This window comes from Caballeronia temeraria, from assembly GCF_001544795.2.
GTDB lineage: Bacteria > Pseudomonadota > Gammaproteobacteria > Burkholderiales > Burkholderiaceae > Caballeronia > Caballeronia temeraria.
The window spans coordinates 24,067-50,387 of record NZ_FCOI02000045.1 but is presented as its reverse complement, the minus strand read 5'-3'; the positions used below and the strand labels follow the sequence as shown (position 1 = coordinate 50,387).

Sequence of the window (26,321 nt, the reverse complement as noted above, 5' to 3'; positions counted from 1 at the left end):
CGCACTGGCGTATCGCGGGGGAAGCCGCGTCGTGGAATGAAAAGGCCGCCTGTCCGGATCGAGTCCGCGACATCGGCCTGAATGGGAATCAGCAACGCGTATGCCACGCAATCGAACTGACTTCGAAGGAGCGGGCATCGCCGATGCTTGATGCCGAGCGGATGAATCAACGGAGACAACCATGAACGTCAAGTCGCTTATGGGCCGAACCTTTGCATGGCCCGCACGCACGTTCAAACGTTTCAGCGCGGATCGCGCTGCGCCCATGGCCGCGAGCATCGCGTTCTATTCAGCGTTCTCGCTCGCGCCGACGCTCGTCATGGTGATCGCCGTCGCCGGCCTCGTGTTCGGCGCGGAGGCCGCTCGCGGTCAGCTCTTTCATCAGATCAGCGGCATGCTCGGTAAGGATGCCGCCGCGAGCGTGCAGGCGATCGTCGAGCACGCGCATCAGAGCGGCGGAAGCGGCATTGCCGCTGTAATTTCGTTCGTACTGCTGGCCGTGGGCGCATCGGCGACGTTTTCATCGTTGAACACGGCGCTATCGATCATCTGGCCGAAAAGCGGCAGGGAGAAATCGGGTGTCGCCACGCTCGTCAAGGTTCGGCTGATCTCGTTCGGTCTCGTCATGGGCGTCGCGTTCCTGCTGATCGTGTCGCTCGTGCTGGACACCGCCGTGCAGGCAGCGGGCAAATGGGTGTTCGGGGAATCGCCGCTCGTCGTCATCGGTGACATCGTGCAGTTCGTGCTCGGTCTCGCGATCCTTTCGTGCGCTCTCGCCGCGCTGTTGAAGTATCTGCCCGATGGTCACGTACCGTGGCGCGATGCGCTCGTAGGCGGCGTCATTTCCGCGGTGCTGTTCTCGGTCGGCAAGAAGCTGTTCGCGCTCTATCTCACGCATGCCGGGACCGCGAGCGCATTCGGCGCGGCCGGCTCGCTCGCCGTGCTCCTGATGTGGCTGTATTTCGCGGCAGCCGTCATGCTGCTCGGCGCGGAAGCCGCTGCAACGCGAGTCGAGGCGCGCGAAGGCAAGACCGATGAACCGCGTGAGAAGCACGAGCCTCATGCAGCGCCGGCGACGAACGTGCCCGCCAAAACCCGTCCGCAAACCGCGCCCGCGATGCAAACGCGCCCGCGCGTCGCGCCGAACGCCTCGCCGGTGATCGCGAAGGTAATCGGTGCGGTGAAAGCGAACCCCAGCCGATTCGCAATCGCAGCGGCAGGCGCGACGCTCTTCGTCTTCGCGAGGGGCGGACAACGACATCACACGGAAAGACGTTACTGAGCAACTTCGGCACGGCGGATGCTGCGAAACGCGTGAGCGTTCGGCAAGGAGCCACACATGCAAGGGCATTTCGACGACCTGATGAAGCGGGCCATCTATTCAGGCTGCGCTGCGGGACTGGCTTCGGCTTGCGCCGCGTCGACCGCGGCCGTTCGCGCGGGACATGAGCCATACGCGGCGATCAACGCCGTATCCCAATGCTTATGGCCGAGAGCAATCTGGCATGAAGAACCGAGCTTCAGATACAGCGGGTTCGGCGCAACCATTCACATGGGAAGCTCGGCTTTCTGGGGCGTGTTGTTCGAGTCGTTATGCGGACAGCGTTCCCGGCCGGCGACGATCGTCGCCGCCGCCGCGACGACCGCGCTCGTCGCCTATGTCGTCGATTACCACGCCGTGCCCAAACGAGTCACGCCCGGCTTCGAAGCTCATCTGTCGAAGCGCTCGCTCGCGATGACCTACGTCGCGCTCGGCGCAGGCTTCGCGATCGCGGCGCTGATTCGCGGACGCGCGGCGCGCTGAAGGCATCGGCTGTCATCGCCATTTGTCCATCACACAGGAGCACACGATGAACAAGGATCAAAGGGCAGGGATCAAGGAACAGATCAAAGGCTGGACCGATACGGCCATCGGCACCGTGACGGGCAATGAAGATCGCAAGGTGGAAGGCGATGTCGAAATTACCAACGGCGCCAATCGCAAGGACTATGGCGATCAAAAGGACAACATCGAAAAGGGCGTGGAAGACCCGGGCGATCCGACCAACGAGTAATCGATAGCGCGCAAGCGTTGAAACAAGCGTGGCCGTATCGTGCGGCCGCCGCGTAACCGTAAGGAGCATCGAACACGAGCACGCCATCCCAGCAAAGCGGACAGGCCTCCGACGACGAAACCTTCACCACCGATGTCTCCGAAACGGACGACGAAGGCACGACCGTGCGCGAAGCCGAAGTGCGGAAGGACGACCTTTCCGAAGTCAAGCCGAACGAGGGCGCGGGCACGCAGGAGTGACGCACGTCATTTGTGGATGGTCGCGCGAAACGATCCGACGTCGTTGGCCGTGACCGGGCGCGCGTCGTTGCCCCACGACGCGCGCACATACGTGAGCACTTGCGCGATCTGTACGTCGGTGAGGCGTCCGGCGAAGGGCGGCATCGCCTGACGTGGCGGGCCGTGGATCGTCGCGGGGCTGTTGCCGCCTTCGACGAGCAGCCGGATCAGCGAGGTCGTATCTTCGCTGATGACCGAGGGATTGCCCGCCAGCGCGGGAAACGCATTCGGCACGCCCTTGCCATCGCTTCGATGACACTGCGCGCAAAACCCCGCATAGACCGCCGCGCCCTGTTCGGGCGCAACGTCGGGCGCGCGCGTCCTGAGACGTCCCGGCGACGCAAGCGACGGGTCGAAAACGCCGTCCGCCGCGCCGGTCGCGGGCAGCGTCTTCAGATAGACGGCGATCGAGCGCAGATCGTCATCGGTGAGGTATTGCGTGCTGTCCTCGATCGTTTCGACCATGCTGCCGAATGCGACCATGCCCGCGCCGTGGCCCGTCTTGAGAAACGCAGCGATATCTTTCTGCGCGATGCGCCCGAGCCCCGAGCCAAAATCCCCGCGCAAGTTCGGCGCGAACCAGTTGTCGTTCACGCCGCCGGAGAGAAACGTTTTCGATGACTCGTCGTATCCGCGCTCCTGATATCCGATCCCGCGCGGCGTGTGGCACGAGCCGCAATGTCCGAGCGACTGCACGAGATAGGCGCCGCGATTCCAGCTCGCATCGCGATTGGCGTGCGGTTGAAACCGCTGCTTCGGCGCGAACGCCATGCGCCACAGAGGCAACGCCCAGCGCTGATTGAACGGAAAGGGCACTTTCGTTTCCGGCGGCCGGTGATTCACGGGCGGCACGCCATGCATCATGTACACGTAGAGCGCGCGCAGATCGTCGTCGCTGATCTTCACGAACGCCGGATACGGCATCGCCGGATAAAGCCCCTTGCCGCCCGGCGCGACGCCCTCGCGCAACGCCTTCGCAAAGTCCTCGTAGCTGTATGTGCCGATGCCCGTCTCGCGATCCGGCGTGATGTTGCTGCTGACGATGGTGCCGAACGGCGACGTCATCTCGAGCCCGCCCGCATACGGCGCGCCGTTCGAGGCCGCGGTATGGCATCCGGCGCAGTCAGCGGCCTTGGCGAGATACGCGCCGCGCGCAATCAGTTCGGGCGATGGCGACGCGATGTCGTCCGCCATGACGGCGAGCGGCCACAAAAGCAGGACGAAGAGGAAGCGGGATACGTTCATCGTCATTGGTGATACAGGTATGCGGCGATGTCACGCGCATCGATTTCGCCGACGCCGAGATCGGGCATCGCGCTCTGCGGTGAAATGCGCTGCGGAAAGCGGATCCATGTCTGCAGATTCTCCGGTGTGTTCGGCAGCTTGCCCGCGACATAACCCCGCTCGCCGATGTTTTGCAGCGTCGGTCCGACCTTGCCGTAAGCGCCCGGCACGCCGTCGATCCGATGACACGCGCCGCAGCCGTAACGCTGGATCGCATCGAGCCCGCGTCGCGGATCGCCGCCGGTGATCGCGTCGGCCGAAGGCGGCTTGCCCTGGCAAGCGGCGAGCGTGGCGATCAGAAGGAGCGCGACTGGAGTGGTGTGCATGTGCTCATCCTTCGCGGGCCACGTCGGCGATGGCGCGCGGCGGCGGCCGCCGCATCAACCAGCGCGCGCCGACGAGCAATCCGCCGATCAGATACGCAAGCCCGCCCGGAACCCACATCACCAGACCGCCGAGCTGCTGATCCTGCAAGGGATCGAAGCCGAGGGCGCGCGTCGTCTCGATGCATGACGGATACCAGACGCCCGGCGCGAGCGTCAGGAGCGCACCGAGTGCGCCGGTGTGGACCATCGTCGTGAAGAGGGAGAGCATCGCGTGGGCATTGGATGCGCCCTGCGCTTCCGACGCGCGGCCGAACACCGTCCACCAGAACAACAGCGCGCTCGCCAGAAAACTCGCGTGCTGAAGCGTGTGGATGCCGGGGCGCGCGAGCGCCGCCTCAAAGAAGCGCGGCGCGTGCCAGCACCATAGCGCGGCGGCGTGCAACGTCCACGCGACGACGGGCAAGGTCAGAAAGCGCCACGGCAGTTTGATCCAGCGTGAACGCGTCGCCGCGCCGATGCGCGCTCGCGCATTGGCGGGAAACGCCCAGAGCCACACGGCGAGCGGGCGTCCGATGACGAGCAGCGGCGCGGCCACGAGCATGAAGAGTTCGTGCTGCATCATGTGCGCGGAGAAGAGCCATTCGCTTAACGCGTGCAGCGGCGAAACCAGCGCGACGAAGAGCGTCGACCATCCGGCGGCGAACGCGATCAGCTTCGCGGTGCGCTCGCGACGGCCTTGCGCGCCGCGCTTGCGCAGCTTCAGATAGCCGGCGAGATAGAGCGTCAGGCTCGCCGCCAGCACGGCGACGATCCACGGCTCGAATGTCCACGCGAGCGGAGATGCCTCCGTCGTAGCGACGTGGGCATACGCATCGGCGGACGACAGCAGCGCGCAAGGCAGCGCGCATTTCAGCAGGCGGACAGTAGCCATTGCGGTATCGAAATCGCGATCACGGAAAGCACCGACAGCGCGCCCACACCGGCCGCCACCGCCGCGATGAAACCGGCGCGCGCCGGGCGGTCGCCGGTGTCGGGCGTCGGCAGGGCGAGCTTGCGCCGCGCGTCGCGCCAGCGCTGCCATGCGAGCAGCGTCGCGGCCACGCTGACGATCGCGCTCGCGCCGCTCACGCCGTCGAGCAACGCATGGCCTCCGAGCCGGCACGCGGGCGTCACGAGCGCGTAGTTCACGCTGAGACATGCGAGAACGACGAACGGAGCGCCGAGCAGCGCGAGCCAGGTTTTCATAGCCGCGCCGCCCAATAGATGACGCCGTAGATCGGCAGCCAGCTCAACACGACGAAGTACCAATAGAGCGCGTTTTCGCTGACATCGACGAGCCGCTTGCCTTCAAATGGCCCCGTAAAGAGCAGCACTGTGAGCACGGCCGTATCGACGGTATCGGTGATGAGGTGAGTCGTGTGCAGACCGAGCAGCAGCCAGATGACCGAGCCATACGCGTTCGCGTACCAGCTCACGTTGAGCGATGCGAATTCGAATCCGCGTATCACGAGGAAGATCACCGATGCGACCAGGCACACCGCGAGCCAGATCGCCGCTTTCCGGCGATCGCCACGTTCCGCCGCGTTCTTCGCGAGCTGGTTCGGCCGCAGGCTGGCGAGCAGCACGACCGTGTTGAGCGTGCCCCAAAAAAGACGCGGCGGCTCGGCCGCCATCGGCCACTCGGGGGCGCGCGTGCGCAGATAGAAGACCATCATCACCGCGATGGCGAACACCGTGCCTTCGATCAGCATCAGGCCGGCCGTGCTCCACCACATGAGGCTGCGGTGACTGAAGGCGAAGGTCGGCAGCGCACGCACGTCGAGCACGAGCTCGCCGGTGCCGTGCGCTTCGCGGCGCGTTTCGGCGTTCATGGCCGGCGCTCCCGCGCGACCGCGAGCTGGTTCTCGCCGCGACCCGGCCAGAACCAGCCGATCATCGCCACGGCGACCGGCAGCGACGCCCATACGATCGCCCACGGCGTGTAGATCGAGCCGATGAACAGAATCGTCGTCGCGACGGCGCTTGCGAACGGCCACAGAGAGGGCGTCGGAAACATCGGCCGATGATCGGGCTGCGCATCGAGCACGCTCGTCACGAGCACTTCGCGCGCATCGGCGGCGAGACCCGCGACGAAGGCCGGTTGCGCGGACGGCTCCCACAGCGGATCGCGTCCGTGCACGACCGGAATCGCATCGAAGTTATGCGGCGGCGGCGGCGACGGCACGCTCCATTCGAGCGTGCCCGCGCCCCACGGATCGGCGGCGGCGCGTTCGTCGCTGCGCATCGTCTTCATGACATTGACGATGAAAAGCAGCACGCTCAACGCGATCATGTAAGCGCCGATCGTCGCCATGAAATTCATGCCGTCCCAGCCCATTCCGTGCGGATACGTCCACACGCGCCGCGGCATGCCTTCGAGACCGAGCAGATGCATCGGAAAGAAGGTGACGTTGAAGCCGATGAAGAACAGCCAGAATTGCCACTTGCCGAGCCGCTCGTCGAGCAAGCGTCCCGCGAACTTCGGAAACCAGTAGAAGAACGCGCCGAAGAGCGGAAACACCGCGCCGCCGAGCAGCACGTAATGCAGATGCGCGACGACGAAGTACGTATCGTGAACCTGGAGGTCGAGCGGCACCGACGCGACCATGATGCCGGTCATGCCGCCCATCACGAGGATGAAGAAGAACGCGAGGACGAACAATAGCGGCACGCGCAGATTGAGCTTGCCGGTCCATAGCGTGCCGATCCAGCAGAAGATCTGTATCGCCGATGGAATCGCGATCATCAGGCTCGCCGCCGTGAAAAAGCTCTTGCCGAGCTCGGGAATGTTCGTCGCGAACATGTGATGCACCCATAGCCCGAAGGCGAGGAACGCCGTGGCGATGAGCGACAGCACCATCGCCGGATAGCCGAATATCGGGCGGCGCGCGAACGTCGGAATGATCGACGAGATGAAGCCGAGCGGCGGAATGAAGATCAGATACACCTCAGGATGGCCGAAGAACCAGAAGAGGTGTTGCCACAGCAAAACGTCGCCGCCCTTCGCGGGGTTATAGAAATGCGTGCCGACGAGGCGGTCGAGAATCAGCGCTGTGCTGCACAACATGACGGCGGGCATCGCGAAGATCACCATGAACTGCGTGACGAGCGTCGCCCAAACGAAGAGCGGCATGCGGTTGAGCGACATGCCGGGCGCGCGCAGCTTGAAGATCGTCGTGATGAGAACCACCGCTTCGAGCAGGCCGGAAAGCTCGGTGAAGGTAATCATCTGCGCCCAGATGTCCGTGCCCTTGTTCGGCGAGTAGTCGGGACCGGCAAGCGGCACGTAGCTGAACCAGCCGGTGTTCGGCGCGGTGTTCACGGCGAGCGCGGCGAACAGCAGCAAGCCGCCGAACAGGAACACCCAACACGCATACGCGTTCATGCGCGGAAATGCGATGCTGCGCGCGCCGATCATCAAAGGCACGAGGTACGCGGCGACGGCCTGCATGACCGGCACGGCGAAGAGGAACATCATCGTCGTGCCGTGCATCGTGAAGAGTTCGTTGTAGAGGTTCGGGCCGATCAGCCGCTGATCCGGACGCGCGAGCTGCGTGCGCATCGCGAGCGCGAGCAGGCCTGCGAGCACGAAGAACACGAAGGTCGTCACGATGAAGCGTCGCGCAATCGTCTTGTGATTGACCGCGCTCAACATGCCGATGAAGCCTGGCGGATCGCTCCAGGTTTTTGCGAGCGCATCGCGCACTTCGGGCGATGCGTGCGGACCGTCTGTCAGCGGTACTTCACTCATTTGAGCGTCTCCATCCAGACGAGTAGCGCTTGCAGGTCGGCGGGCGGCAGGCGCGTCGGCGGCATGACGGTGCCGGGCTTGAGCGTGCGCGGATCGACGATCCATCCGGCGAGATTGCCCCGATTGTTGGAAAGCGTCCCGGCCGCGATGAACTGCCTGCTCGCGACATGCGTGAGATCGGGGCCGATGGTGCCTTGCGCATCGGTGCCGCGCACGGTGTGACAGCGCGCGCAGTCCTGGCCCATGAACACGTCGCGGCCGCGCACGGCGATTTCGTCCGATGGCGTGATGGACGGCTGGCGCTGACGGGCTGCCCACGCTTCATACTGCGCAGGCGGATCGGCGATGACCTGAAACGCCATCAACGCGTGTTCGTAACCGCAGAACTCGGCGCATTGTCCGCGATACACGCCCGCCTTGTCCGCGCGAAATTCGATGGTCGCATCGCGGCCGGGAATCATGTCCTTCTTGCCATGAAGATTCGGCACCCAGAACGTGTGGATCACATCGGCGGCTTTCAGCGAGACGACCACCGGCCGTCCGACCGGTACGTGCAGTTCGTTGGCGAGCGTGAAGCCGGGCGCGTCGCCATCGTTCGCGTAGCGCACTTGCCACCACCATTGATAACCCGTCATCTCGATGCGCAACGCGTTGTCGACGGGCAGGCGCGAGAGCGCGCGGTCCGTGAGGACATCGGCGAGAACGAGACCGAAGAGCAGGAACGTTGACACGCCCGTCGCGGCGACGACCCAGAAGCGCACGCGCGGCTCGCGATGCCCGACGGCGGAGAGATCGGCAGGCGTCGCGCGATTGGCGCGAGGCGCGCGCATCATCGCGATGAGACACGCGAGCAGAATCGCCGCGAACACAACGCAGCAAACGGCCAGCGTCAGATGCCACAGGTCGAGGATGCGGCTTGCCTGGATGCCTGCGGGGGTCATTGCGCTTTGCATGGATGCATCGTCCCTATGGACAGAAACCGGACGTGCGACGTGACAAGCAATCGCCATGCCGCACGCCGGCGCGAGACGAGGGCATGACGGAGGCTGTTTCTCTCATCGCCAGAACAGCGCGATTCAGACAGGAGAAAGCCATGGCCAAGGTAGCCGATGTAATGACACGAGACGTGCAGGCGATCGCGCCGGGCGACACGATGCGCCGCGCGGCCGAACTGATGGACGAACTGAACGTGGGCGCGCTGCCGGTATGCGACGGCACGCGGCTCAAGGGCGTCGTAACGGATCGCGATATCGTGGTTCGAGCGGTATCGGCAGGCAAGGATGCTTCGTGCGCCGTGCAGGAAGTGGCGAGCGAGCCAGTGGAATGGTGCTTCGAGAGCGACGATATCGGAGACGCGATGCGCCGGATGGAAAGGTTGCAGATACGCCGCATGCCCGTCGTGAACGGAGAAAAGCAACTCGCCGGGATGCTTGCACTGGGAGATATCGCGACATGGTCGGACGGCGAAGTCGCGTCGACGCTCGGCGCGATATCGACGCCGTCCGTGCCGAGTCGCGATGAACCGAAATAGCGTCGTGTCGAAGTCCGTCCGAGCGGTACGGGATTTGCTCGCCTTGCGACAGGATGCGCGCGTCCCTTCAAACACCGGGAGCCGGCCGCAATCGGCCGGAATCGACAATGCTGTTTCTGTTCGTCGAAGATGATGCAAACGTCGCCGCGGCTTTCGCCGAACTGGCCGCCTCGCTCGGCCATCACGCGGACGTCGCGCGTACCGGCGGCGAGGCGCTGCGCATGACAGGCCAGACTCGCTACGACTCCGTGTTCATGGATATCGGCTTGCCGGATATCGACGGACGCAAGCTCTGCGAATTCGTGCGCTGCGCGGGCGCATCGACGGAGGCGTGCATCGTCGCAGTGACCGGTACGCGCGGATTCGACATGGATTCATCGCGTCAATTCGACGGCTATCTGCGCAAGCCCGTTACCGCATCGGAACTCACGGATGTCATCCGAAGCTGCTGAGGCGCCGTGCGTGCAACGTTGCGCGGATCGCGCGGCTACGTATCCTGCATAACATTCGCTTGAGGTGAGCGACGCTACGAACGCGGCACGACAACGCACGCGCGCCTTCATGAACCGATACTTCACCAACAAGCAGGGCGCCATCCGCCGCATCATCGACCTGAAGCGCAACGGGCCCGAGGCGAGCCGCTCGAACGTCGTCGGCCAGCAGAAGGACGGCAGGGAAGTCCACGGACTCGAGCAAGTGCTTCTTCACTTGCGCATCGGACGCATCGCCCATTTCACTTGCAGCAGTTCATATGTTCAGGAGATCGTCTTCGTCAGCTAGTGACGAAGACGGCATTCGTTAACGTCCCCTGATCGCATAGAGCCGCGTCGGTAACGCGACGGGGCTTTGCGGGTCGAACCAGGTCATGTCGGGAATGCGCGAATCCGTGACGTAGATCGTGCCGTCCGCGCCTTCCGAGAACGTGTCGGGCCAGACGAGGCGCTTGTCGCGCAGCAGCGTCGTGAAGCGATCGCCGTCACGCACGCGGATCGCGTGATGTTCGACCGACGACACGTAAAGGCGTCCGCGCTCGTCGAACCAGAGACCGTCCGCGGGACCGTCGATGCCGACCGCTTCGACGCGCGACGAAACCTGCTGCGCGCTCAACTGCGCGTTCTGAAGCGCGTCCGTCGCGATGCGATACAGCGTCTTGCCCTTCACCGCTTGCCAGTACAGATAGCGTCCATCGGGCGTCAGCGCGATCCCGTCGGCGGAAAAGCTCACGCGCCGTCCATCGGTCTGCTGCAGCGGCTTGCCGTCGACCTTCACGGTCACGCTCTTGTCGGCCTGCGTGCTCGGGTCGCCGTCGAGCACGCGGCGCGCCGAGCCGGACGCCGTATCGACAACGACGATCGCGCCGCGCACGCCGGAGTCCGTGATATAGACGAAGCGGCCGTCCGGGCTGATGCGGACATCGTTGAGATAGCTGCCTTGCGGTGCGATCGTTTCATCGAACGAATAGACATGCGCGACGCGGTTCGATGCCAGATCGATCTGCACGAGCTTCGGCGCGCCCGGCACGACGAGCGACTGCGCCGGCGCACCCGGATCGATGACCCAGAGATTGCCGCGCTTGTCCGCGACGACAGACTGAACGCAGACCCAGTGATCCTGCGGCGTGACTTCATCGCGACGGGAATTGCGCCAGCTGTTCCAGTCCGCATCGGGATAGGGTCGCAGATCGCCCGTGCTGCCGAGCTCGGCGACGGATATCGGCGCGTCTTCCGTCCAGCGCGGAAAGTTGACGAAGGTGCGGCCATCGGGCGTCACGGTGACGCCGGTCACTTGATGCTCGAAGGTCGCGACGAGCTGAAGCCTGGCATCGCCGCCTTGCCGGTCGTGTCTGCTTGCGGGTTCCTCTGCGCTGGCCATCGGCGAGAGGGCGGCGAGGCTCAGAACGAGGAGGGTTTTGACGAGCGGTCTCATGATCGGCTCCGGTTTTCGGGGATGCGCCATTTCAGCAATCGCAATGCCGTGGCATGGGCACAAGCGATGCTCGCATCGTACAAACCTCTCAGCGACTCGAGCCGAATTGACAATCACAGGAAGACGCCCCCGACGCATCGGCCGGTTCGATGCGCTGCGCATGTGCGTGCAATCGCTCATCGCGAGCATGCTGACGTATGCGTGCATGAATTTCATCGGTTCATCGAGCACAACGTGGGGTGTTTTTTCCAGCCTGTTCGCGCTGCAGGTGAGCTTCGACCGCAGCCTCAAGTACGGCGTAGGCCAGATGATCGGCGCGGCGATCGGCACCGTGGTAGGCCTCGCGACGCTGCATTTCTTCCCCGATGCCGCCGATGCCTTCCCGCGGCTCGGCCTCGCGACGCTCGTCACATGCCTCGCGTCGACGCTCTTCCCGACGACGAACTACAGCATCGTCGTGGCGGCGGCGCTCGCGCTCGAACCATCGGCGGGCGTTGCGGGCGCGGTGTCGCGCGCCGTAGCGATCGCGCTGGGCGCGGCCATCGGCATCGGTGTGTCGTTGAGCGTGTGGCCGCAACTGTCCCGTTCGCGCGCCTTCGAGATCATGGGCGAGCTTCTCGATGACTGCCGCGCGCTGCTCGCGACGATGCCGATCCTCGGTCCGCTCGAAAGCCGCGAACGCGTCGATGCGCTGCATGAGCGCTTTTTGCGCCATCTCGTCGAAGCGCGCGCGGTCTGCGGCGAGACGCGCGTGCGTGCGCGCTTCGAAACCGGATCGTCGCTCGGCGCCGCGCTCGTCGCTTTCGAAACGCTATGGCATGGACTGGTGCTGCTCGATCGCATCGGGCAATCGCAATGCGGCTGGCTGACGAACGAGGCAACAGAGCCGCTCGCGGAGCGCATCGAACTCGTGCGCGATTGCGCGAGCGGCTATCTGCAGGCACTGGCTGCATGGATGCGCGGCGGCGCACCGCTGCCGCCTGCCGAACGCTTTCTCGGGCCGCTGAACGATGCGTCCGCTGCTGTCCAATCGGATATCGCAAACGTGATTCTCGGATCCGCGAACGACTCACGGCAGTTGCAGGCGTTGTCGACGCTGTCGTTCGCACTGGAACAGATCAAGGCGAATCTGGCGAATATCGCCGGCGTGCTGGAAACACGCTTCGATCGACCCGCGTAAGCCGTTTGCAAGACGACGGCACACCATCTGCTCTCTGGACGACCCACGGCAGTCGGATATGAGCAAGAACAGCAAAGCAAACCAGGGCATGCCCGCGCCCGATGACTGGCAGGCGCTTCTGACCGAACTGCGCCGTTGCAAGACGGCGCGCTCGCCGCATGCGTACGTCAGAGGCAATACCGAACGATTCTATGAGTGGGTGATGGAGGCGAACGGTGATTCGTTGCCTCGCGGCCCGGCAGTGTGGATTTGCGGCGACTGTCACACCGGCAATCGTGCCGCTGCCCGCGCGTGAATCCAGCAGGCCGCGTTTGCGCGCTTCGGCATACGCGCGCGCGACGGTCGTGTAGTTGAGCCCGTGCAGATCGGCGAGGTCGCGCAGACCGGGCAGCCGGTCTCTCGGACCAAGCCGGCCGCTCGCCAAGTCTTCCTCGATCAGATCGGGAATCGTCAGATAAGCGGGCTTTCTGCTGTCTTCGAGCTTCCTGACCCCGTGATGCGCAAGCTGATTCATGACCGCGATGTCTCCGGCGATGGTTCGGATGAACTTAGTATGACAAAACAATCTCTCGAAAAGAGATCGCATGGGCGAGCGCGCCGACGCGTCTCACGTCCGTTTCGACGACCTTCAGTCCCGCTGCATCGCCCTGGCCCCAGATCATGCGTTCTTCGAACGGCTCCCGCAGTGGCATACGAACTGCTAACAGCATCGCAACAGACCAGAACTTTGCGGAAGGCCGAATCATGGACATTCCCCGTCAGGCCGTGTCATTCCTCAACTCGCGCGGACTCATGCTCGCGACGGCCGAATCGTGTACCGGCGGATTCATCGCTTCGCTGGTGTCGTCGGTGCCCGGTAGCGGAAGCTGTCTCGACGTGGGCTTCGTCACGTACTCGCCGACGGGCAAGGCGGGCTTCCTCGGCGTGCGCAAGGACACCATGCAGCAGCACGGACTGACGAGCGAAGCCGTCGCGCGCGAGATGTCGGAGGGCGCGCTGCGGCAGGAAGCCTGTTGCGCGCAGATCGCGGTATCGAATACAGGCGTCGCCGATGCCGTGCCCGACGGACCGCCATCGGGTACGCAGTGCTTCGCGTGGTCATATCGCGCGCGCGATGGCACCATCGTCACCTTCACCGAGACGAAGAGATTCGAAGGCGAACGCAATGAAATCCGGCGCGAAGCGGCGCTTTATGCGCTGTCGCGCATCGAGCACTACTTCGATCAGCAACAGGCACAGCGAGCCAAGGAGAAACGATGAGCGAGCACGCTACCGATTGGCGCAACTGGCAGGCAGCCGTGATTCGCGAACTGGGTGTCGCGAGCGATTTCGACGTCGAAGCCGAGCGCGAGCGGCGCATCGACTTTCTTTGCAGCTATCTCTCATCGCAGGGACTTCGCACTTACGTGCTGGGGATCAGCGGCGGCGTGGATTCGTCGACGGCGGGGCGCCTCGCGCAACTGAGCGTCGAACGTCTTCGCGCGAGCGGTTATGACGCGCACTTCGTCGCGCTGAGACTGCCCTATGGCACGCAGCGCGATGAGGAAGACGCCCGGCTCGCGCTCGATTTCATACGTCCGGACGAAACCCTGACCGTCAACGTGAAGGGCCCATCCGACGCCATGCTCGCGGCGCTCAAAGAGGGTGGCGCGCAATACACGGACGACTTCCAGGAAGACTTCGTGCTCGGCAACGTCAAGGCGCGCGAGCGCATGATCGCGCAGTACGCCGTTGCGGGCGCGCGGGTGGGCGTCGTCATCGGCACCGATCACGCGGCCGAATCGCTGATGGGATTCTTCACGAAGTTCGGCGACGGCGGCGCGGACGTGCTGCCCTTGTCGGGTCTGAACAAGCGCCGCGTGCGTGCGCTTGCGCGTTCGATGGGCGCGGCGGATCGCCTCGTGATGAAAGTGCCGACAGCCGATCTCGAATCGCTTACGCCGCAACGCCCCGACGAGGATAGCTATGGCGTGAGCTATGAAGACATCGACAACTTTCTGGAGGGCAAGGAAGTCAGCGAAGAAGTGCTGCTGACCATTCGCCGCTTCTATACAGCGACGCGCCACAAGCGCGCGCTGCCGGTCGAAGTGCCGCGCGACGACCGCTCTGCTTGAGGCATGACGTGCGTGTTCATCACCTGAACTGCACATCGAGTTGTCCGCTCGGCGGCAAGCTCTTCGATGGCCGCACGCCCGGCCTTCTGCGCCGGGGCGAGCTGACGTGCCATTGCCTGCTGGTCGAAACGGGCGAGGGTCGCGTTCTGATCGATACAGGTTTTGGACTGCGCGATGTTGCCGATCCGCGCAGCCGCCTGTCGGCATTCTTCCTGCTGATGCTCAAGCGGACTTTAGCGAGGAGATGACGGCGCTACGCCAGATCGAACGGCTGGGCTTTTCGGCCAGCGACGTGCGGCATATCGTGCTCAGTCATCTCGACTTCGATCACGCGGGCGGCCTCGATGATTTCCCGCACGCGAAGGTGCATATGCTGCGCATCGAGCGCGACTATGCGGTGCGTCAGCAGACGTGGCTCGATCGGCAGCGCTTCAGGCCTCAGCAATGGTCGACGCAGCCGAACTGGCAATTTCACGATGCCGCGGCCGGCGACCGCTGGCATGGCTTCGAATGCGTGCGGCCGCTCTCGGATTCGTTGGACGATATCGCACTCGTGCCGCTCAGAGGACACACCTTCGGTCATGGGGGCATCGCGGTACGCAAGGAAAGCGGCCGGCTGCTGCTGGCCGCCGACGCCTATTTCTTTCATACGGAAATGGATCTGGAACATCCGCGCTGTACACCGGGACTGGCGTTCTATCAATGGATGATGGAAAAGGACCGCGCGGCGCGTCTCGGGAATCAGGCGAGGTTGCGCGAGCTGTGCGCCAGCGTCGATTCGCGTGGCACGCTCGACGTGTTTTGCAGTCGTGACCCGATCGAATTCGAGCGCATTGCCGGACGATCGGCGGGCATTCCGGCCGACGCGCTCGTACAGCCCGTACGCTCGTGGGCGTAACGCGGCATGCGGCGTGCCCTCCCGGTTTGGTCCGACCATAACCGGCGAGATCATCATGCGAGTACAGCTCAACCACTCAGCGAACAAGTGATCGTCATCACGGGGGCGACGAGCGGTATCGGTCTCGTGACCGCGAGAATGGCGACGAAGCCGCGCCCAAAGCGCTGTCGGACGAGTTTCGCACGGTGACACGCAGCGAGCGGCTTACGCCGTTGCGTACGTGGGCGACGCGGCACAGTTGCAGGCCGCAGCCGATGCGGCCATTGCGGGATTCGGGCGTTTCGATATGTGGATCAACAACGCGGGCGTGTCGCTCTATGGCCGATGTACTGACGTCCCGCTCGAATATCAGCGCAAGCTCTTCGATACGAATTTCTGGGGCATCGTGAACGGCTCGCTCAGTGCGTTGAAGCATCTGCGCGAGCATGGCGGCGCTTTGATCAATCCCGGCAGTGAACTCTCGGATGGCGCCATTCCGCTGCAAGGGCATCCGTCGCGTCGAAACATGCCGTCAAGGGCTATACCGATGCGTTGCGCATCGAGATGGAAAACGATCGTGCGCCTGTCTCCATCACGCTCATCAAGCCCGCGGGAATCGACACGCTCTTCGTCGAGCACGCGCGAAACGATCTCACGCACGAGCCGAAGCTGCCCCAACCGGTCTATGCGCCCGAGGTGGTGGCTAAAGCGATATTGCATTGCGCCGTGGTGCCCGAGTGCGATGTCTATGTCGGTGGAGCGTCGCGCGCGATGGCGTGGTTCGGCCAGCGCGCACCGCGACTGTATGAGCAGGCTGGCAAGTCTCGTCGGCGTGAAGGCGCGACTCACGCGGCAGCCTCATGGCCAAGGCGACGCGTTGTATGAAGGGGCGGGCAGTCTGCGCGAACGTTCGGGCCGCAACGGCAAGGTGCGCGAGCGAAGCCTTTACACCGATGCGCGCATCGATGCGCCCGGCATGCGCGGCGTGGCGATGGGCGTCGCCGCCTTGCTGCTCGACGCCGGCCGCCGCTACCTTCGGGCGACGCGCAAACCGAGGCTCGAGTAAGCGCGTCGTCGAGTCATCTTCGAGATCAGCGAGAGGACGGCGATGCACCGGCGGGGTCGCCTCCCGGCAATTCGTTGCCGCCCATGCCAGGCTCCGTCGCCAGTTGCTGCTGCGCGATGATCCAGAACTCGTCCGAGCGGCCTTCAGGGCCGCCCGCTTCTTCCCAAAGCCGATAAGCGAGTGCCCGAATCTGTTCTTCGCTAGCCGGGACGTCCATGATCCCTTCCTCCTTTTCAACGAACGATCGATGCTCAGCGCGCGGCGAGCATGCCCACGACCACGCCGACCAGCGCGGCCATCGTGATCGCCTTCCACGGATTCTCGTGCACGAAGTCGTCGGTCGTATCGGCGGCGGCGCGGTACTTTCGGGTCATCGCGTCTTGCATGTCGGCGAACCGGGCCTTCGCATCGGAGCGCAGATTGCTCGTCGACGTTGCATCGTTGCCTGCATCCCATGACTTCGATGCTTCGCGAAAGCTGCTGTGGTCTCCATTCGAGGATGTCATGTTGTCGCTCGTCGGGAATTCATAGGCGCTGTCGGCTCTTTCGGTCTTGATAGCGTTGACGGGTTCGAGCGCGCGGTCGTTGTCAGCCATGCTTGCCTCCACTGGAGTCCGTTTGAATGCGATGAAGTCGCGGTCCGCGTCGAGAGACGCGCATGTGCGTGGCGCAATCGCCGTGCCGTCCTGACGAAACGAAAGTCCGCGTGGATGGCATACCCGTTGCTCCATGATTCGCCGACTTTCATCGCTAATGGAGCGACCAAATGTTTCCCGTTCTGATGCAGCCTTTCTTCTCCGTCGCGCGCACGAATCTCGAGACGGGCTTGCGCGCCGCTTCCAGTTTTGCGGTCGGTTTCCGGCAACTCGGAGAACTGAACGAAAAGACGATGCAATCCGCGCTCGCCGATGTGCGCGTTCAGTGGGGCGCGCCGCAGGCCAGCGAAGCGCAGCCTGCATTGCCGGTCGCGTTCCTGTCGTACGCAAGCGATCTCCTGTCGATCATCGCCGCGACTGCCGCCGATGTCCTCGATGCAATAGGGGCCACGTCCTCGCAGCCGGACGCGGGCGCTCCGAAACTCGTGCTCGCGGAATCGATCGAGCCGCCGGCATCGGTGAGCGCATCGGGCGAGACCGCAATCGTCGACGCGACCGGCGCGGTCGTGGCCCACGTCCCCGAGTAAAACAAAACGACAGGCACGAGGACTGCTGCGTTGCCGGCAACGCCTCCTTTGTCCATCGAATGAACACATCCTCCTCGCCGCCGCCCGCGCGGCATCGTTCGCCTTCGTCCGTACCGAAGTGGATCACGATCGTCTTTCTGGTTCTGTCGGGGCTTTACATGTCCGTCGGCGGCGGATGGCTGATCGCGGTGGGCGGCTCGCCATATTACGTGGTCGCCGGTGTGGCGATGCTCGTGATCGCGTGGCTCGTCTGGCGCGCCAACGGACTCGCGCTGTGGCTCTACGCGGCGCTGTTGCTCGGCACGCTGATATGGGCGATCGTCGAGTCGGGCTTCGACTTCTGGGCGCTCGCGCCGCGTCTCGATGTGCTTGTCATCGTCGGCATATGGATGGTGCTGCCATTCGTGCTGCGCATCTTTACGTGGCCCCGGCAGTCCGGCGCACTCGCGCTCGGTGCGACCATCGTGCTGTCGGGCATCGCGCTCGCATATGCGGTGTTCAACGATCCGCAGGAGCTGGACGGCACGGTGCGCGCGGCGCCGTCGGCTGCCGCCACTGCGCCCGCGCAGCAAGATGGCGACTGGCGCGCTTACGGCAATACGCAGACCGGCACGCGCTATTCGCAACTCGCGCAGATCAACGCGGGCAACGCGCACGAACTGAAGGAAGCCTGGCGCTTTCGCACGGGCGACATGAAAGGCCCGGACGATCCGGTCGAGATCACCGATGAAGTGACGCCGCTCGCCATCGACGGCACGCTCTTCTTCTGCACGCCGCATCAGATCGCAATCGCGCTCGATGGCGCGACGGGCAAGGAGAAATGGCGCTTCGATCCGAAGCTCAAGCCCGATCCGAGTTTCCAGCACGTGACTTGCCGCGGCGTGTCGTACTACGAGACGTCCGCCGCCGAGCAGGCGCGCGCCGCCGGCAACACGACGAATCTGCCGATGTGCACGCGCCGCATCGTGTTGCCCGTCAACGATGGGCGTCTCTTCGAACTCGACGCCGCGAGCGGGAAGCCGTGCCCCGAGTTCGCGACCAATGGCGTGCTGGATCTTCAGCATCTGCAGCCGGTCAAGACGCCCGGCCAGTACGAGCCGACGTCGCCGCCGATCGTCACGTCGAAAGTGATCGTCGTCGCGGGCGCGGTCACGGACAACTACGGCACGCGCGAGCCGTCGGGCGTGATCCGCGGCTTCGACGTGAACACCGGCAAGCTGCTGTGGGCCTTCGACCCCGGCGCGCACGACCCGAACGCGATCCCTGACGATCAACATAGCTACACGCAGAACTCGCCGAACTCGTGGGCGCCGGCCGCCTACGACGCGAAGCTTGATCTCGTCTATCTGCCGATGGGCGTCACGACCCCCGATATCTGGGGCGGCAACCGCACGCCCGATCAGGAGCGCTATGCGAGCGGGCTGCTCGCGCTCAACGCATCGACGGGCAAGCTCGCGTGGTTCTATCAGACCGTGCATCACGACCTCTGGGACATGGACCTGCCCGCGCAGCCGACCATCGCAGATATCAGGGATCAGAGCGGCAACATCGTCCCGGCGATCTACGCACCGGCGAAGACCGGCAACATATTCGTGCTCGACCGTCGCACCGGCAAGCCGATCGTGCCCGCGCCCGAGCAGCCGGTGCCGCAAGGCGCGGCGAAGGGCGATCGTCTGTCGCCGACGCAACCGTTCTCCCAGCTGACTTTCCGGCCCGCAAAGAACCTGACCGACGCGGACATGTGGGGCGCGACGATGTACGACCAGCTCATGTGCCGCGTGATCTTTCATCGGCTGAAGTACGAAGGGCCGTTCACGCCGCCGTCCGAGCAGGGCACGCTCGTGTTCCCCGGCAATCTCGGCATGTTCGAATGGGGCGGGCTCGCCGTCGATACGGACCGACGCATCGCCATCGCCAATCCGATCGCGCTGCCGTTCGTCTCGAAGCTCGTGCCGCGCGGCCCCGGCAATCCGATCGATCCGCCGCAAGCGGGCCAGGCGGGCACCGGCACGGAAGTCGGCATTCAGCCGCAATACGGGGTGCCGTACGGCGTCGAGCTGAATCCATTCCTGTCGCCGGTGCGTCTGCCTTGCAAGCAGCCCGCGTGGGGTTATGTCGCCGCGCTCGATCTCGATACGAACAAGGTGATCTGGAAGAAACGCATCGGCACGACGCGCGATGCATCGCCGATTCCCGTTCCGTTCCGCATGGGCATGCCGATGCTCGGCGGACCGATGACTACCGCCGGGCACGTCTTCTTCATCGGCGCGACGCAGGACGATTACCTGCGCGCCTTCAGCACCGACACCGGTGAAAAGCTCTGGGAAGCGCGCTTGCCCGCCGGCGGACAGGCGACGCCGATGACCTACGAAGCGAACGGCAAGCAATACGTGCTGATCGCGGCGGGCGGGCACGGCTCGTTTCTCACGAAGCTAGGCGATTACGTAATCGCGTATGCGCTGCCGGACAAGCATTGACCGCGGCTCGTCCCGCCTGATCGATGGATTCGGGCGGGACCGCGGATCCCGGCTAGTCGCTTTGCTCGTCGAGGTTCTTGCTCGATGAATTCGATCCTTCCGTGTCCGGTTTCGACGATTGGTCTTCTCCTGATTCGGTTGTTGATACGTCCAGTTCATCGAGCTTTTTGTCGATTTTTTCCTTGTCGCCGCGATCCAGCGCTTCGCGAGCGTGCGCGCCGGGACGGTTCAGGTAGTAGTCGTCGAGCGAGTAACCATCGGGCGAAACCGCCGACGCGTCGGGCATGCCGTGCGTGTATTGCCACTTCGTCGTGTCCTTCGTGAGCATCGCGCAACGCATCGCGATTCGTCTGCGTCGGCGGCTGCCAGTACGCGCGGATCGGACTCCAGCCGTCGCTCAGTCCTTCCTCATAGGCATTGCCGTTTTGCGAAACGATCGCCGCGATGCGTTCCGGATGCTTCAACGCGAGGCGGAAACCGGTCGGCGCACCGTAATCGAAGACGTAGACCGCATAGCGATCGAAGCCGACTCGCTCAGTAAAGCGGTCGATCAGGCCGGCGATATTATCGAACGTGTATGCGAAGCTGTCGCGGCTCGGCATGTCGGAGAGGCCGAAACCGGGAAGATCGGGCGCGACGATATGAAAGCGGTCTGCCAGGAGCGGAATCAGATCGCGAAACATGTGGCTGGAACTGGGAAAGCCATGCAACAAAAGCAGCTTTGGCGCGTCCGCCGGACCGGCTTCGCGATAGAACACGTTGAAACCGTCGACGTCGATATGGCGATGAGCAATGGTGGGCATGGTTGTTTCTCCGCGAATGGGGGCGTTCGTTCGTGTAACCTTCAAAAGTCAGATAACAAGGTTACTTATCAACTATGTAACTCGGCAAGCGGGTCTTTAGCGGTTACGATGAAGTCATCGTAGAAGCACCGCTGGATCGAAGAAATGGAATATCGCTCACTCCCCGCACTCTTCGTGGCTGACGCGCCCGGCCTCGGCTTTCTCAACTCGGTTTGCTACGCCGGTCGATGAACCCATCGACTGGGTCGCTGACGGCGAAGACTTTTTGTCATGGCTCGAACAGGCGAGCCTCGTGCCCGCCGAGGTGCTTGCGCGCATGCGTTCGCAAATCGCGCCCGCCGAACTCGACGAGGGCGCGGCGAAGGCGCGCGGCTTGCGCGAATGGTTCAGAGCGTTTGTGCAAAAGAACAAGGGGCGGCCGCTTGCGGCCAAAGACCTGCGCGCACTGGACGCGCTGAACAGTGTGCTGAAGCGCGATGAACAACACGGCGCGATCGTCGCGGATGCGAGCGCTTCGAGCGGGCTTGCATTCGCGATGCAGCGCCGCCATCCGACCGCCGAATCGCTGCTCATGCCGATTGTCGAGGCGCTCGCGAAACTCGTCTGCGAAGAGGATTTCACCTACGTCAAAGCGTGCGAAGGTCCGACATGCACGCTGCTATTCCCCGATCACACGCGCGGTCACGCTCGCCGCTGGTGCAGTATGGCTAGCTGCGGGAATCGCGCGAAAGTCGCCGCGCATCGCGCGCGGCTCAGGGAAGGAAAGGGCGGTTGAGTTTCAATGGCGTGACGCGAGATCGACGGTCCGGCTCCCGCTCGAGGTCGCCGGACGCGCGGATCGAATCGCGCACTCCATATTCGCCGCAGGTCTGAGACTTTGGTGTCACGTGCGACGCGTCACTGGATCGGCGACACCACGCCGAGCTTTTCGGCCAGCATCCTCTCGTAGACACCGAAGTGCAGATCGACCTCTTCCTGCGTGACCACCGTCACGGAGATATTGATCTGCGTGGGCTGCAGGCCGAGGACCGTCGCGATCGCCCACCTCCAGTTGCCGCGCGCATAACCGGTCGTCGGCGAACGTGGTGCCGACAGCAATCTCGTAAGCGGATTCCTGCTGGAATACGACTTCAACGAGCCGCGCACGCGCGCTCGTGTTGCTGTCGATCGCCAGCCGGATGACCTCGACCGCCGTACGCATCGTCTCGGTCGGAAAACCCCTTGTTGAGCGCAACCGGATTCGGTGCCGGCCCAGGGTCAGCCAATCGTATTCGAATTCCGTGATGTCCTCGCATGGTCTGTCGGGAGCGTCGTGAGGATAGGGTGCGGGCATCCCGATTCAAGAGCGGAAAGTCGCCAAAATCCCCTTGAGATTTCCGCTCGGGATCCTATCTTGAATTCCGCTCAAGCAGTCGCGCCGGCAGTCCGGCGCGCTGCGTGTTTCGATTTGTTTGCCCGCGGCATGGCAGACGAACTGGAGCGCGTAGGCCGGTTCGTCTTCCTGCTGGTTTCAAGGAGGAAATGACCATGAGCGATCTCTACTTCGGGACCGACCTTTTCAGCGAGTTCGACCGTCTGCAACAGCAGATGGCGAGCCTCTTCGGCGGTTTCCCCTTCAGCATCCGCTCCGGGCGCTCAGGCGCCTTCCCCCAGGTCAACATCGGTTCGACCGACGACTCGATCGAGATCGTCGCGTTCGCGCCCGGTGCCGATCCAGCCAGCCTCGATGTATCGATCGACAAGGGGCTGCCGACCATCAGCGGCGAGCGCGGAAGCGCACAGCCGGAAGCCGGCGACGACACGCGTACCGATGCGCAGGAGCGGTTCGTCGGCGCTTTCCGGCGCGTCATCGAACTGCCGCAGCACGCGGACCCCGACAAGGTCACGGCGCGGTACACCAATGGCTGCCTGACCGTGAGCATCGGCAAGCGGGAGACGTCGAAGCCGCGCGCCATCACCGTTCAATGAAACGCGTCGCAGAATGTAGGAGGACATCATGAACGACACGACCAAACTTGCCAGGAAAGATGACACGACGGCGGCTCGGCGCGACGACGAGCAGTCGCCGCCCCGGATCACGCTGGCGCCGCCCGTGGACGTCTTCGAGGATAGTCAGGGCGTCACCCTGTGGGCGGATCTGCCCGGCGTGACGAAGGACCGGCTCGATGTGAAGGTCCACGACGGCAGCCTGTACATCGAGGCCGAGGCGGTGGTGCCCAGGCCGGCAGGACTGCGTCTGCAGCACGCGGAGATCCGCCAGCCTCATTTCGCGCGGGCGTTCTCGCTTGGCGCTGACTTCGACGCGTCGAAAATCGATGCGAACCTGAAGGACGGCGTGCTGAAGCTGACGATACCGCGCCGCGACGAAGCCCGGCCGCGCCGAATCGAAGTGCGTACGAACTGATGCCGGCGGGCGCGCAGCAACGACAGGAGAAAGCGGGGTGGCGGCCGCCTGCCGCCACCCTCCGACTGCGCAGACCCGGATGCGCACCGTCATCAAGGAGTGCTCGCACGGGCAACCAGCGCGACTGCCGGCCATCGGCTAGGGCAGGCACTCAAGAAGCGCCGTGGTGGCGGGCGGATATCGGGCGCGCCGGGCCGTTAGCTCAGCTGGTAGAGCAGCGGACTTTTAATCCGTTGGTCACTGGTTCGAATCCAGTACGGCCCATATCGGCATCACGCGTCGGGGATTTCGCGCGGGCGGGGCACATTCTTTGCGCAACATGGGGCATTGCAAGGAGATCCCAGCATGACCCAGAAATCCGCCGATTCGCAGGACAACCCCAAATCGCACCCAACGTCGAACGCGGAAAAAGACCCCGCCGACTGGACGACAGGCGATGAGCCGATGACCGGCGCGCAGGCGTCTTACCTCAAGACGCTCTGCGAAGAAGCGAAGGAACCTTTCGACGAAACCCTGACGAAAGCCGACGCGTCTCGGCGCATCGACGAACTTCAGCAAAAGACGGGGCGCGGTAAAACAGCCTGACGGCACCCGTCCGAATTCGGCACGCGTGCCTAAATTTTCCGATTCCGCTGCCGTAAACGAGCCATGTCAGATCGTCTTCGGCTGGAAGAAGGCTTAACGAGCGCATGCGTGTCGACCTCATCACCCTTTACCTCTTAGCGATAGGAACGCTCCTCGCGAGTAGCGCGCTGACGCTCTGGGAGCGCCGGTCGTATCCGCGGCGCAGGCGCGAGCTCGGCGTGCTCGCGGCCGGGTACGCCACGCTCGCGCTGGGCTGCGCCGCCGCGTCGATGCGGCATGGCGTGCCCGGCCTTCCCGGCGTCGTGGGCGCCGCGGTGGCGAATCTCATCATCGTCGGTGGGTATCTGCTCAATCTGCAAGGCGTCGCGCTCCTGAACGGACGCCGCTACGGCCGGTTTGCCCTCGGCATCCTGTCGATGCTCGCGCTCGCCTGGGCCATCGCGGGCAAGCGCGGCGAAGCGGTCATGTGGGCGTACATCAGCGCCATCCCCATCGCCGTAGTGTGCGGTCTGACTGCGCGCGAACTCCTCGGCACGCGCGATTCCAAATGGAAGCAGTCGCGCAACATCGCCGTGGCCGTCACGGGCGGTCACGCGCTCTTCTACGCATTCAGGGCCGCAATTCTGGCGTGGCTGGCGGCGTCGTTCGGACCGCAGGTGCTGGCGATCGTCGGTCAGGCGACCATGTACGAAGGCGTGCTCTACTCCGTCGTTCTGCCGATGACGCTCCTGCGCCTCGCGCGCGACGAAGCCCACGCCGATCTGCGACGCGAATCGCAGACCGATTACCTCACCGGTCTCGGCAACCGCCGATGGTTCTTCGAAGAAGGCGCACGCGTTATCCGCGAAAGCGACGCCTTTCCGCCGGCATCGTGTCTCGCGCTCGACCTCGACCGCTTCAAGGCGATCAATGACCGCTTCGGCCACGAAGCCGGCGATGACGTGCTGAAGTCGTTCGCGAAGATTCTGCGCAGCGTGCTCGGACGCGATGTGATCCTGGCGCGCATCGGCGGCGAAGAGTTTGCCGCGCTGTTGCCGGGGCACGAAAGCGCCCGCGCGAAAGACCTGGCCGAAGCCGTCGTTCGCCGCTTCGCGCAGACCGTTACGCGCACGGCGGGCGGCGTGGATATCGAGGCGACGGTGAGTATCGGGATGGCGCGCATCGGCACTGTTGAAGACACGCTGGAAAAAGTGCTCGCTGCCGCGGATCGCGCGCTCTACAGCGCAAAATCGCGCGGCGGCAACCGGTTCGAAATCGCGCGAGCCGCGACGGCCCGCGCGAATCTCGACGATGCGCCGGACCGCCGTCTGACGGCACTCTGAGCGTTCATTCGCCTGGGTCGAGAAGCCCGTTGCAGCACCCCGATGGTCATCGGCTGCTCAAGAGCGTGTCGAAGTCACGATCGAGCCCGGCCAGCGATGAATCGATCTTCTTGCGCTTTTCGGCCACCCATGCGTCCTGCTGCGCGATCTTCGCTCATGCGCCAGTCAGCATGCGTTCCATCTCGGCCGGTTGAGGCCCGCCGATGGTACGCCGGTTATCGACGATAGCCGCCGGATTCAGCGTCGAACGAAATTCCTCTTCGCTCATCGGCAGCACGCCGTTGCCGTAGCCTTTGGTCGTCTCGGCGTAGATGCGCTGCGCCTGATCGTAGGGGAAATCGCTGGGCTTGATATCGTTCGCTCGCGCGTATTCCACAACCTCCGACGCGAAGTGGAGGCCCAATCGGAAAGGCAGCTTGTATTTGCGCATCAGCACGTCGGCGACTTCCTGCGATGCGGTCCAGTCACTGTTCAGTTCCTCCAGCGCCCGGCCCTGATCGATCACCAATGCCTTGAGAATGTCGTCCCACTTGCGCAGGACGGTGACAGCGCTGTTCACCATTTCCTTGTTGTCCCTGACTTCCTTCGCGTCGGGCATGCCGGGCGGCAGATTGTGTGCGCGAATGCCCGGTCCCATCGCGAGCGTGATGGCAGTCGATGCATCCGCGCGCGTCGAATTCAGCAGGCCCGGATTGCGCTTCTGAGGCATCGCGCTGGAAACGCAGGTGTTGTTGCCGCCTTCCTGAAGGAGAATCCACGGACGCGGCTGCGCGTATTGCGTCATGACGTCCTCGATGAAACTGCCCGCATGAAGCGCGATGCTCGTCACGATCGAGCCGACTTCCACCGGATGATCGACCGCGGCGATCTGGTGCGCGTCGTAGTACGTGGTCGGCATCATTCAATGAATTTTTAACTCAGGACACTAGACCTTGACACCACGATACCTTATCGAGAACACGGAGAGTTTCCTGAAGGCGGCGTAGCCCGGCACCCGAGTAACCCGCGATTGGACTATGCAACACATCTCTTGCGACTTGCGACTTTAGGTAGCGGCAGGCTCAAAGGGCGGACCACAGTAATGCGGTAACCAACCCGCGGATATCAGTGTGACCAACCGT

30 protein-coding genes, 1 tRNA gene and 7 pseudogenes are annotated in these 26,321 nt (G+C 63.9%); 22 read left to right on the top strand and 16 right to left on the bottom strand.

The annotated features are described in order from the left end of the window. The 4 genes from AWB76_RS41910 to AWB76_RS35170 all read left to right on the top strand — a co-directional run. Window positions 1-185: hypothetical protein (locus AWB76_RS41910; protein WP_208606651.1), on the top strand; the 185-nt coding region annotated here is incomplete at its 5' end. Continuing rightward, window positions 182-1,282: a YihY/virulence factor BrkB family protein gene (locus AWB76_RS35180; RefSeq protein WP_061164700.1), complete on the top strand. Its 1,101-nt coding sequence runs from the start codon at window positions 182-184 to the stop codon at window positions 1,280-1,282. The genes AWB76_RS41910 and AWB76_RS35180, both read left to right, overlap by 4 nt. Window positions 1,283-1,552: 270 nt before the next feature. After that, the gene (locus tag AWB76_RS42960; protein WP_341845322.1) at window positions 1,553-1,804 is read left to right on the top strand and encodes a hypothetical protein; all 252 of its coding nucleotides are present in this window, start codon (window positions 1,553-1,555) and stop codon (window positions 1,802-1,804) included. A gap of 46 nt (window positions 1,805-1,850) precedes the next feature. After that, window positions 1,851-2,054 (top strand): CsbD family protein, encoded by a 204-nt coding sequence (locus AWB76_RS35170; protein WP_061164698.1) that lies wholly within the window; start codon window positions 1,851-1,853, stop codon window positions 2,052-2,054. Window positions 2,055-2,299: 245 nt separating this feature from the next. On the opposite strand, the gene AWB76_RS35165 is transcribed toward AWB76_RS35170, so the two are convergent. From AWB76_RS35165 to coxB, 7 genes are read right to left on the bottom strand one after another with little or no spacing between them, the layout of a single operon-like run. After that, on the bottom strand, window positions 2,300-3,526 hold the full coding sequence (locus tag AWB76_RS35165) for a c-type cytochrome (RefSeq protein WP_244173611.1): 1,227 nt from the start codon (window positions 3,524-3,526) through the stop codon (window positions 2,300-2,302). A gap of 53 nt (window positions 3,527-3,579) precedes the next feature. After that, the gene (locus tag AWB76_RS35160) at window positions 3,580-3,942 is read right to left on the bottom strand and encodes a c-type cytochrome (protein WP_061164697.1); all 363 of its coding nucleotides are present in this window, start codon (window positions 3,940-3,942) and stop codon (window positions 3,580-3,582) included. Between the two features lie 4 nt (window positions 3,943-3,946). Continuing rightward, window positions 3,947-4,873 (bottom strand): cytochrome c oxidase assembly protein, encoded by a 927-nt coding sequence (locus AWB76_RS35155; protein WP_061164696.1) that lies wholly within the window; start codon window positions 4,871-4,873, stop codon window positions 3,947-3,949. Then, the gene (locus AWB76_RS35150; RefSeq protein WP_061164695.1) at window positions 4,852-5,187 is read right to left on the bottom strand and encodes a hypothetical protein; all 336 of its coding nucleotides are present in this window, start codon (window positions 5,185-5,187) and stop codon (window positions 4,852-4,854) included. Before AWB76_RS35150 ends, AWB76_RS35155 begins: the two co-directional genes overlap by 22 nt. Further along, window positions 5,184-5,813 carry a cytochrome c oxidase subunit 3 gene (locus tag AWB76_RS35145; RefSeq protein ID WP_061164694.1) on the bottom strand — a complete coding sequence of 210 codons (630 nt, stop codon included), beginning with the start codon at window positions 5,811-5,813 and terminating at the stop codon, window positions 5,184-5,186. Before AWB76_RS35145 ends, AWB76_RS35150 begins: the two co-directional genes overlap by 4 nt. After that, complete coding sequence (gene ctaD / locus AWB76_RS35140) at window positions 5,810-7,732, bottom strand: cytochrome c oxidase subunit I (protein ID WP_061164693.1); 1,923 nt, start codon at window positions 7,730-7,732, stop codon at window positions 5,810-5,812. The genes AWB76_RS35145 and ctaD overlap by 4 nt, the downstream gene beginning before the upstream one ends. Then, window positions 7,729-8,685, bottom strand: a complete 957-nt coding sequence (gene coxB, locus AWB76_RS35135) for a cytochrome c oxidase subunit II (RefSeq protein WP_061164692.1) — start codon at window positions 8,683-8,685, stop codon at window positions 7,729-7,731. Before coxB ends, ctaD begins: the two co-directional genes overlap by 4 nt. A gap of 140 nt (window positions 8,686-8,825) precedes the next feature. On the opposite strand from coxB, the gene AWB76_RS35130 reads away from it, so the two are divergent. The 3 genes from AWB76_RS35130 (at window position 8,826) to AWB76_RS35120 (ending at window position 10,043) form a co-directional block, all read left to right on the top strand. Then, window positions 8,826-9,263 carry a CBS domain-containing protein gene (locus AWB76_RS35130; RefSeq protein ID WP_061164691.1) on the top strand — a complete coding sequence of 146 codons (438 nt, stop codon included), beginning with the start codon at window positions 8,826-8,828 and terminating at the stop codon, window positions 9,261-9,263. Between the two features lie 107 nt (window positions 9,264-9,370). Continuing rightward, window positions 9,371-9,715, top strand: coding sequence for a response regulator (locus AWB76_RS35125; protein ID WP_008345740.1), 345 nt, complete (start codon window positions 9,371-9,373; stop codon window positions 9,713-9,715). Window positions 9,716-9,824: 109 nt separating this feature from the next. Then, window positions 9,825-10,043: a hypothetical protein gene (locus AWB76_RS35120; protein ID WP_157696281.1), complete on the top strand. Its 219-nt coding sequence runs from the start codon at window positions 9,825-9,827 to the stop codon at window positions 10,041-10,043. Between the two features lie 18 nt (window positions 10,044-10,061). Here the strand turns inward: AWB76_RS35120 and AWB76_RS35115 are convergent, their stop codons facing one another. Then, entirely contained in the window at window positions 10,062-11,189 is a 1,128-nt protein-coding gene (locus AWB76_RS35115; protein ID WP_061164702.1) for an L-dopachrome tautomerase-related protein, read from the bottom strand. Window positions 11,190-11,295: 106 nt separating this feature from the next. Here AWB76_RS35115 and AWB76_RS41905 point away from each other — a divergent pair, with 106 nt between their 5' ends. After that, the gene (locus AWB76_RS41905) at window positions 11,296-12,369 is read left to right on the top strand and encodes an FUSC family protein (protein ID WP_208606650.1); all 1,074 of its coding nucleotides are present in this window, start codon (window positions 11,296-11,298) and stop codon (window positions 12,367-12,369) included. 58 nt (window positions 12,370-12,427) lie between these two features. Then, window positions 12,428-12,664: a DUF2252 family protein gene (locus AWB76_RS35105; RefSeq protein ID WP_061164688.1), complete on the top strand. Its 237-nt coding sequence runs from the start codon at window positions 12,428-12,430 to the stop codon at window positions 12,662-12,664. Here AWB76_RS35105 and AWB76_RS39795 read toward each other — a convergent pair. After that, window positions 12,644-12,883: pseudogene (locus tag AWB76_RS39795) on the bottom strand (GntR family transcriptional regulator); the annotation flags it as partial. The gene AWB76_RS35105 and the pseudogene AWB76_RS39795 overlap by 21 nt on opposite strands. A 34-nt stretch (window positions 12,884-12,917) precedes the next feature. Next, entirely contained in the window at window positions 12,918-13,115 is a 198-nt protein-coding gene (locus tag AWB76_RS41290; protein WP_157696280.1) for a hypothetical protein, read from the bottom strand. On the opposite strand from AWB76_RS41290, the gene AWB76_RS35100 reads away from it, so the two are divergent. The 4 genes and pseudogenes from AWB76_RS35100 to AWB76_RS42480 all read left to right on the top strand — a co-directional run. Then, window positions 13,114-13,629 (top strand): CinA family protein, encoded by a 516-nt coding sequence (locus AWB76_RS35100; RefSeq protein ID WP_061164687.1) that lies wholly within the window; start codon window positions 13,114-13,116, stop codon window positions 13,627-13,629. The two genes, AWB76_RS41290 and AWB76_RS35100, sit on opposite strands and share 2 nt — an antisense overlap. Next, a complete protein-coding gene (gene nadE, locus AWB76_RS35095) occupies window positions 13,626-14,483 on the top strand; it encodes an NAD(+) synthase (RefSeq protein WP_061164686.1) in 858 nt (285 codons plus the stop codon). Before AWB76_RS35100 ends, nadE begins: the two co-directional genes overlap by 4 nt. Window positions 14,484-14,491: 8 nt before the next feature. Beyond that, window positions 14,492-15,381, top strand: a pseudogene (locus AWB76_RS35090) (MBL fold metallo-hydrolase). Window positions 15,382-15,601: 220 nt separating this feature from the next. Continuing rightward, window positions 15,602-15,799 (top strand): annotated as a pseudogene (locus AWB76_RS42480) (SDR family NAD(P)-dependent oxidoreductase); the annotation flags it as partial. On the opposite strand, the gene AWB76_RS42475 reads toward AWB76_RS42480, so the two are convergent. Beyond that, window positions 15,730-16,080, bottom strand: coding sequence for a hypothetical protein (locus AWB76_RS42475; RefSeq protein ID WP_244173614.1), 351 nt, complete (start codon window positions 16,078-16,080; stop codon window positions 15,730-15,732). The pseudogene AWB76_RS42480 and the gene AWB76_RS42475 overlap by 70 nt on opposite strands. Before the next feature lie 85 nt (window positions 16,081-16,165). Between AWB76_RS42475 and AWB76_RS42470 the strand changes: the two genes are divergently transcribed. Continuing rightward, window positions 16,166-16,426, top strand: a complete 261-nt coding sequence (locus AWB76_RS42470) for a hypothetical protein (RefSeq protein ID WP_244173613.1) — start codon at window positions 16,166-16,168, stop codon at window positions 16,424-16,426. 25 nt (window positions 16,427-16,451) lie between these two features. Here the strand turns inward: AWB76_RS42470 and AWB76_RS35080 are convergent, their stop codons facing one another. Beyond that, window positions 16,452-16,643, bottom strand: coding sequence for a DUF2934 domain-containing protein (locus tag AWB76_RS35080; protein WP_061164685.1), 192 nt, complete (start codon window positions 16,641-16,643; stop codon window positions 16,452-16,454). 34 nt (window positions 16,644-16,677) lie between these two features. Continuing rightward, entirely contained in the window at window positions 16,678-17,022 is a 345-nt protein-coding gene (locus AWB76_RS35075; protein ID WP_061164684.1) for an ElaB/YgaM/YqjD family protein, read from the bottom strand. Window positions 17,023-17,192: 170 nt separating this feature from the next. Between AWB76_RS35075 and AWB76_RS35070 the strand changes: the two genes are divergently transcribed. Beyond that, window positions 17,193-17,609: a hypothetical protein gene (locus AWB76_RS35070; RefSeq protein ID WP_061164683.1), complete on the top strand. Its 417-nt coding sequence runs from the start codon at window positions 17,193-17,195 to the stop codon at window positions 17,607-17,609. Window positions 17,610-17,668: 59 nt separating this feature from the next. Beyond that, a complete protein-coding gene (locus tag AWB76_RS35065; protein ID WP_061164682.1) occupies window positions 17,669-20,086 on the top strand; it encodes a glucose/quinate/shikimate family membrane-bound PQQ-dependent dehydrogenase in 2,418 nt (805 codons plus the stop codon). Between the two features lie 211 nt (window positions 20,087-20,297). Here AWB76_RS35065 and AWB76_RS43325 read toward each other — a convergent pair. After that, window positions 20,298-20,889: pseudogene (locus AWB76_RS43325) on the bottom strand (alpha/beta fold hydrolase); the annotation flags it as partial. A gap of 144 nt (window positions 20,890-21,033) precedes the next feature. On the opposite strand from AWB76_RS43325, the pseudogene AWB76_RS35050 reads away from it, so the two are divergent. Next, a pseudogene (locus AWB76_RS35050) lies at window positions 21,034-21,664 on the top strand (CGNR zinc finger domain-containing protein). Between the two features lie 122 nt (window positions 21,665-21,786). Here the strand turns inward: AWB76_RS35050 and AWB76_RS35045 are convergent. Beyond that, a pseudogene (locus AWB76_RS35045) lies at window positions 21,787-22,222 on the bottom strand (hypothetical protein). A gap of 194 nt (window positions 22,223-22,416) precedes the next feature. On the opposite strand from AWB76_RS35045, the gene AWB76_RS35040 reads away from it, so the two are divergent. The 5 genes from AWB76_RS35040 (at window position 22,417) to AWB76_RS35020 (ending at window position 25,200) form a co-directional block, all read left to right on the top strand. Continuing rightward, window positions 22,417-22,857 carry an Hsp20/alpha crystallin family protein gene (locus AWB76_RS35040; protein WP_061164681.1) on the top strand — a complete coding sequence of 147 codons (441 nt, stop codon included), beginning with the start codon at window positions 22,417-22,419 and terminating at the stop codon, window positions 22,855-22,857. A gap of 28 nt (window positions 22,858-22,885) precedes the next feature. After that, window positions 22,886-23,293, top strand: coding sequence for an Hsp20/alpha crystallin family protein (locus AWB76_RS35035; protein ID WP_061164680.1), 408 nt, complete (start codon window positions 22,886-22,888; stop codon window positions 23,291-23,293). Window positions 23,294-23,484: 191 nt separating this feature from the next. Then, window positions 23,485-23,557: transfer RNA gene (locus tag AWB76_RS35030), tRNA-Lys, on the top strand. An 81-nt stretch (window positions 23,558-23,638) separates the two neighbouring features. Beyond that, window positions 23,639-23,878 (top strand): DUF3072 domain-containing protein, encoded by a 240-nt coding sequence (locus AWB76_RS35025; RefSeq protein WP_061164679.1) that lies wholly within the window; start codon window positions 23,639-23,641, stop codon window positions 23,876-23,878. A 104-nt stretch (window positions 23,879-23,982) separates the two neighbouring features. Further along, a complete protein-coding gene (locus AWB76_RS35020) occupies window positions 23,983-25,200 on the top strand; it encodes a GGDEF domain-containing protein (RefSeq protein WP_061164678.1) in 1,218 nt (405 codons plus the stop codon). Between the two features lie 46 nt (window positions 25,201-25,246). Here AWB76_RS35020 and AWB76_RS35015 read toward each other — a convergent pair. Continuing rightward, window positions 25,247-26,083, bottom strand: a pseudogene (locus tag AWB76_RS35015) (lyase family protein); the annotation flags it as partial. Window positions 26,084-26,321: the final 238 nt, after the last annotated feature.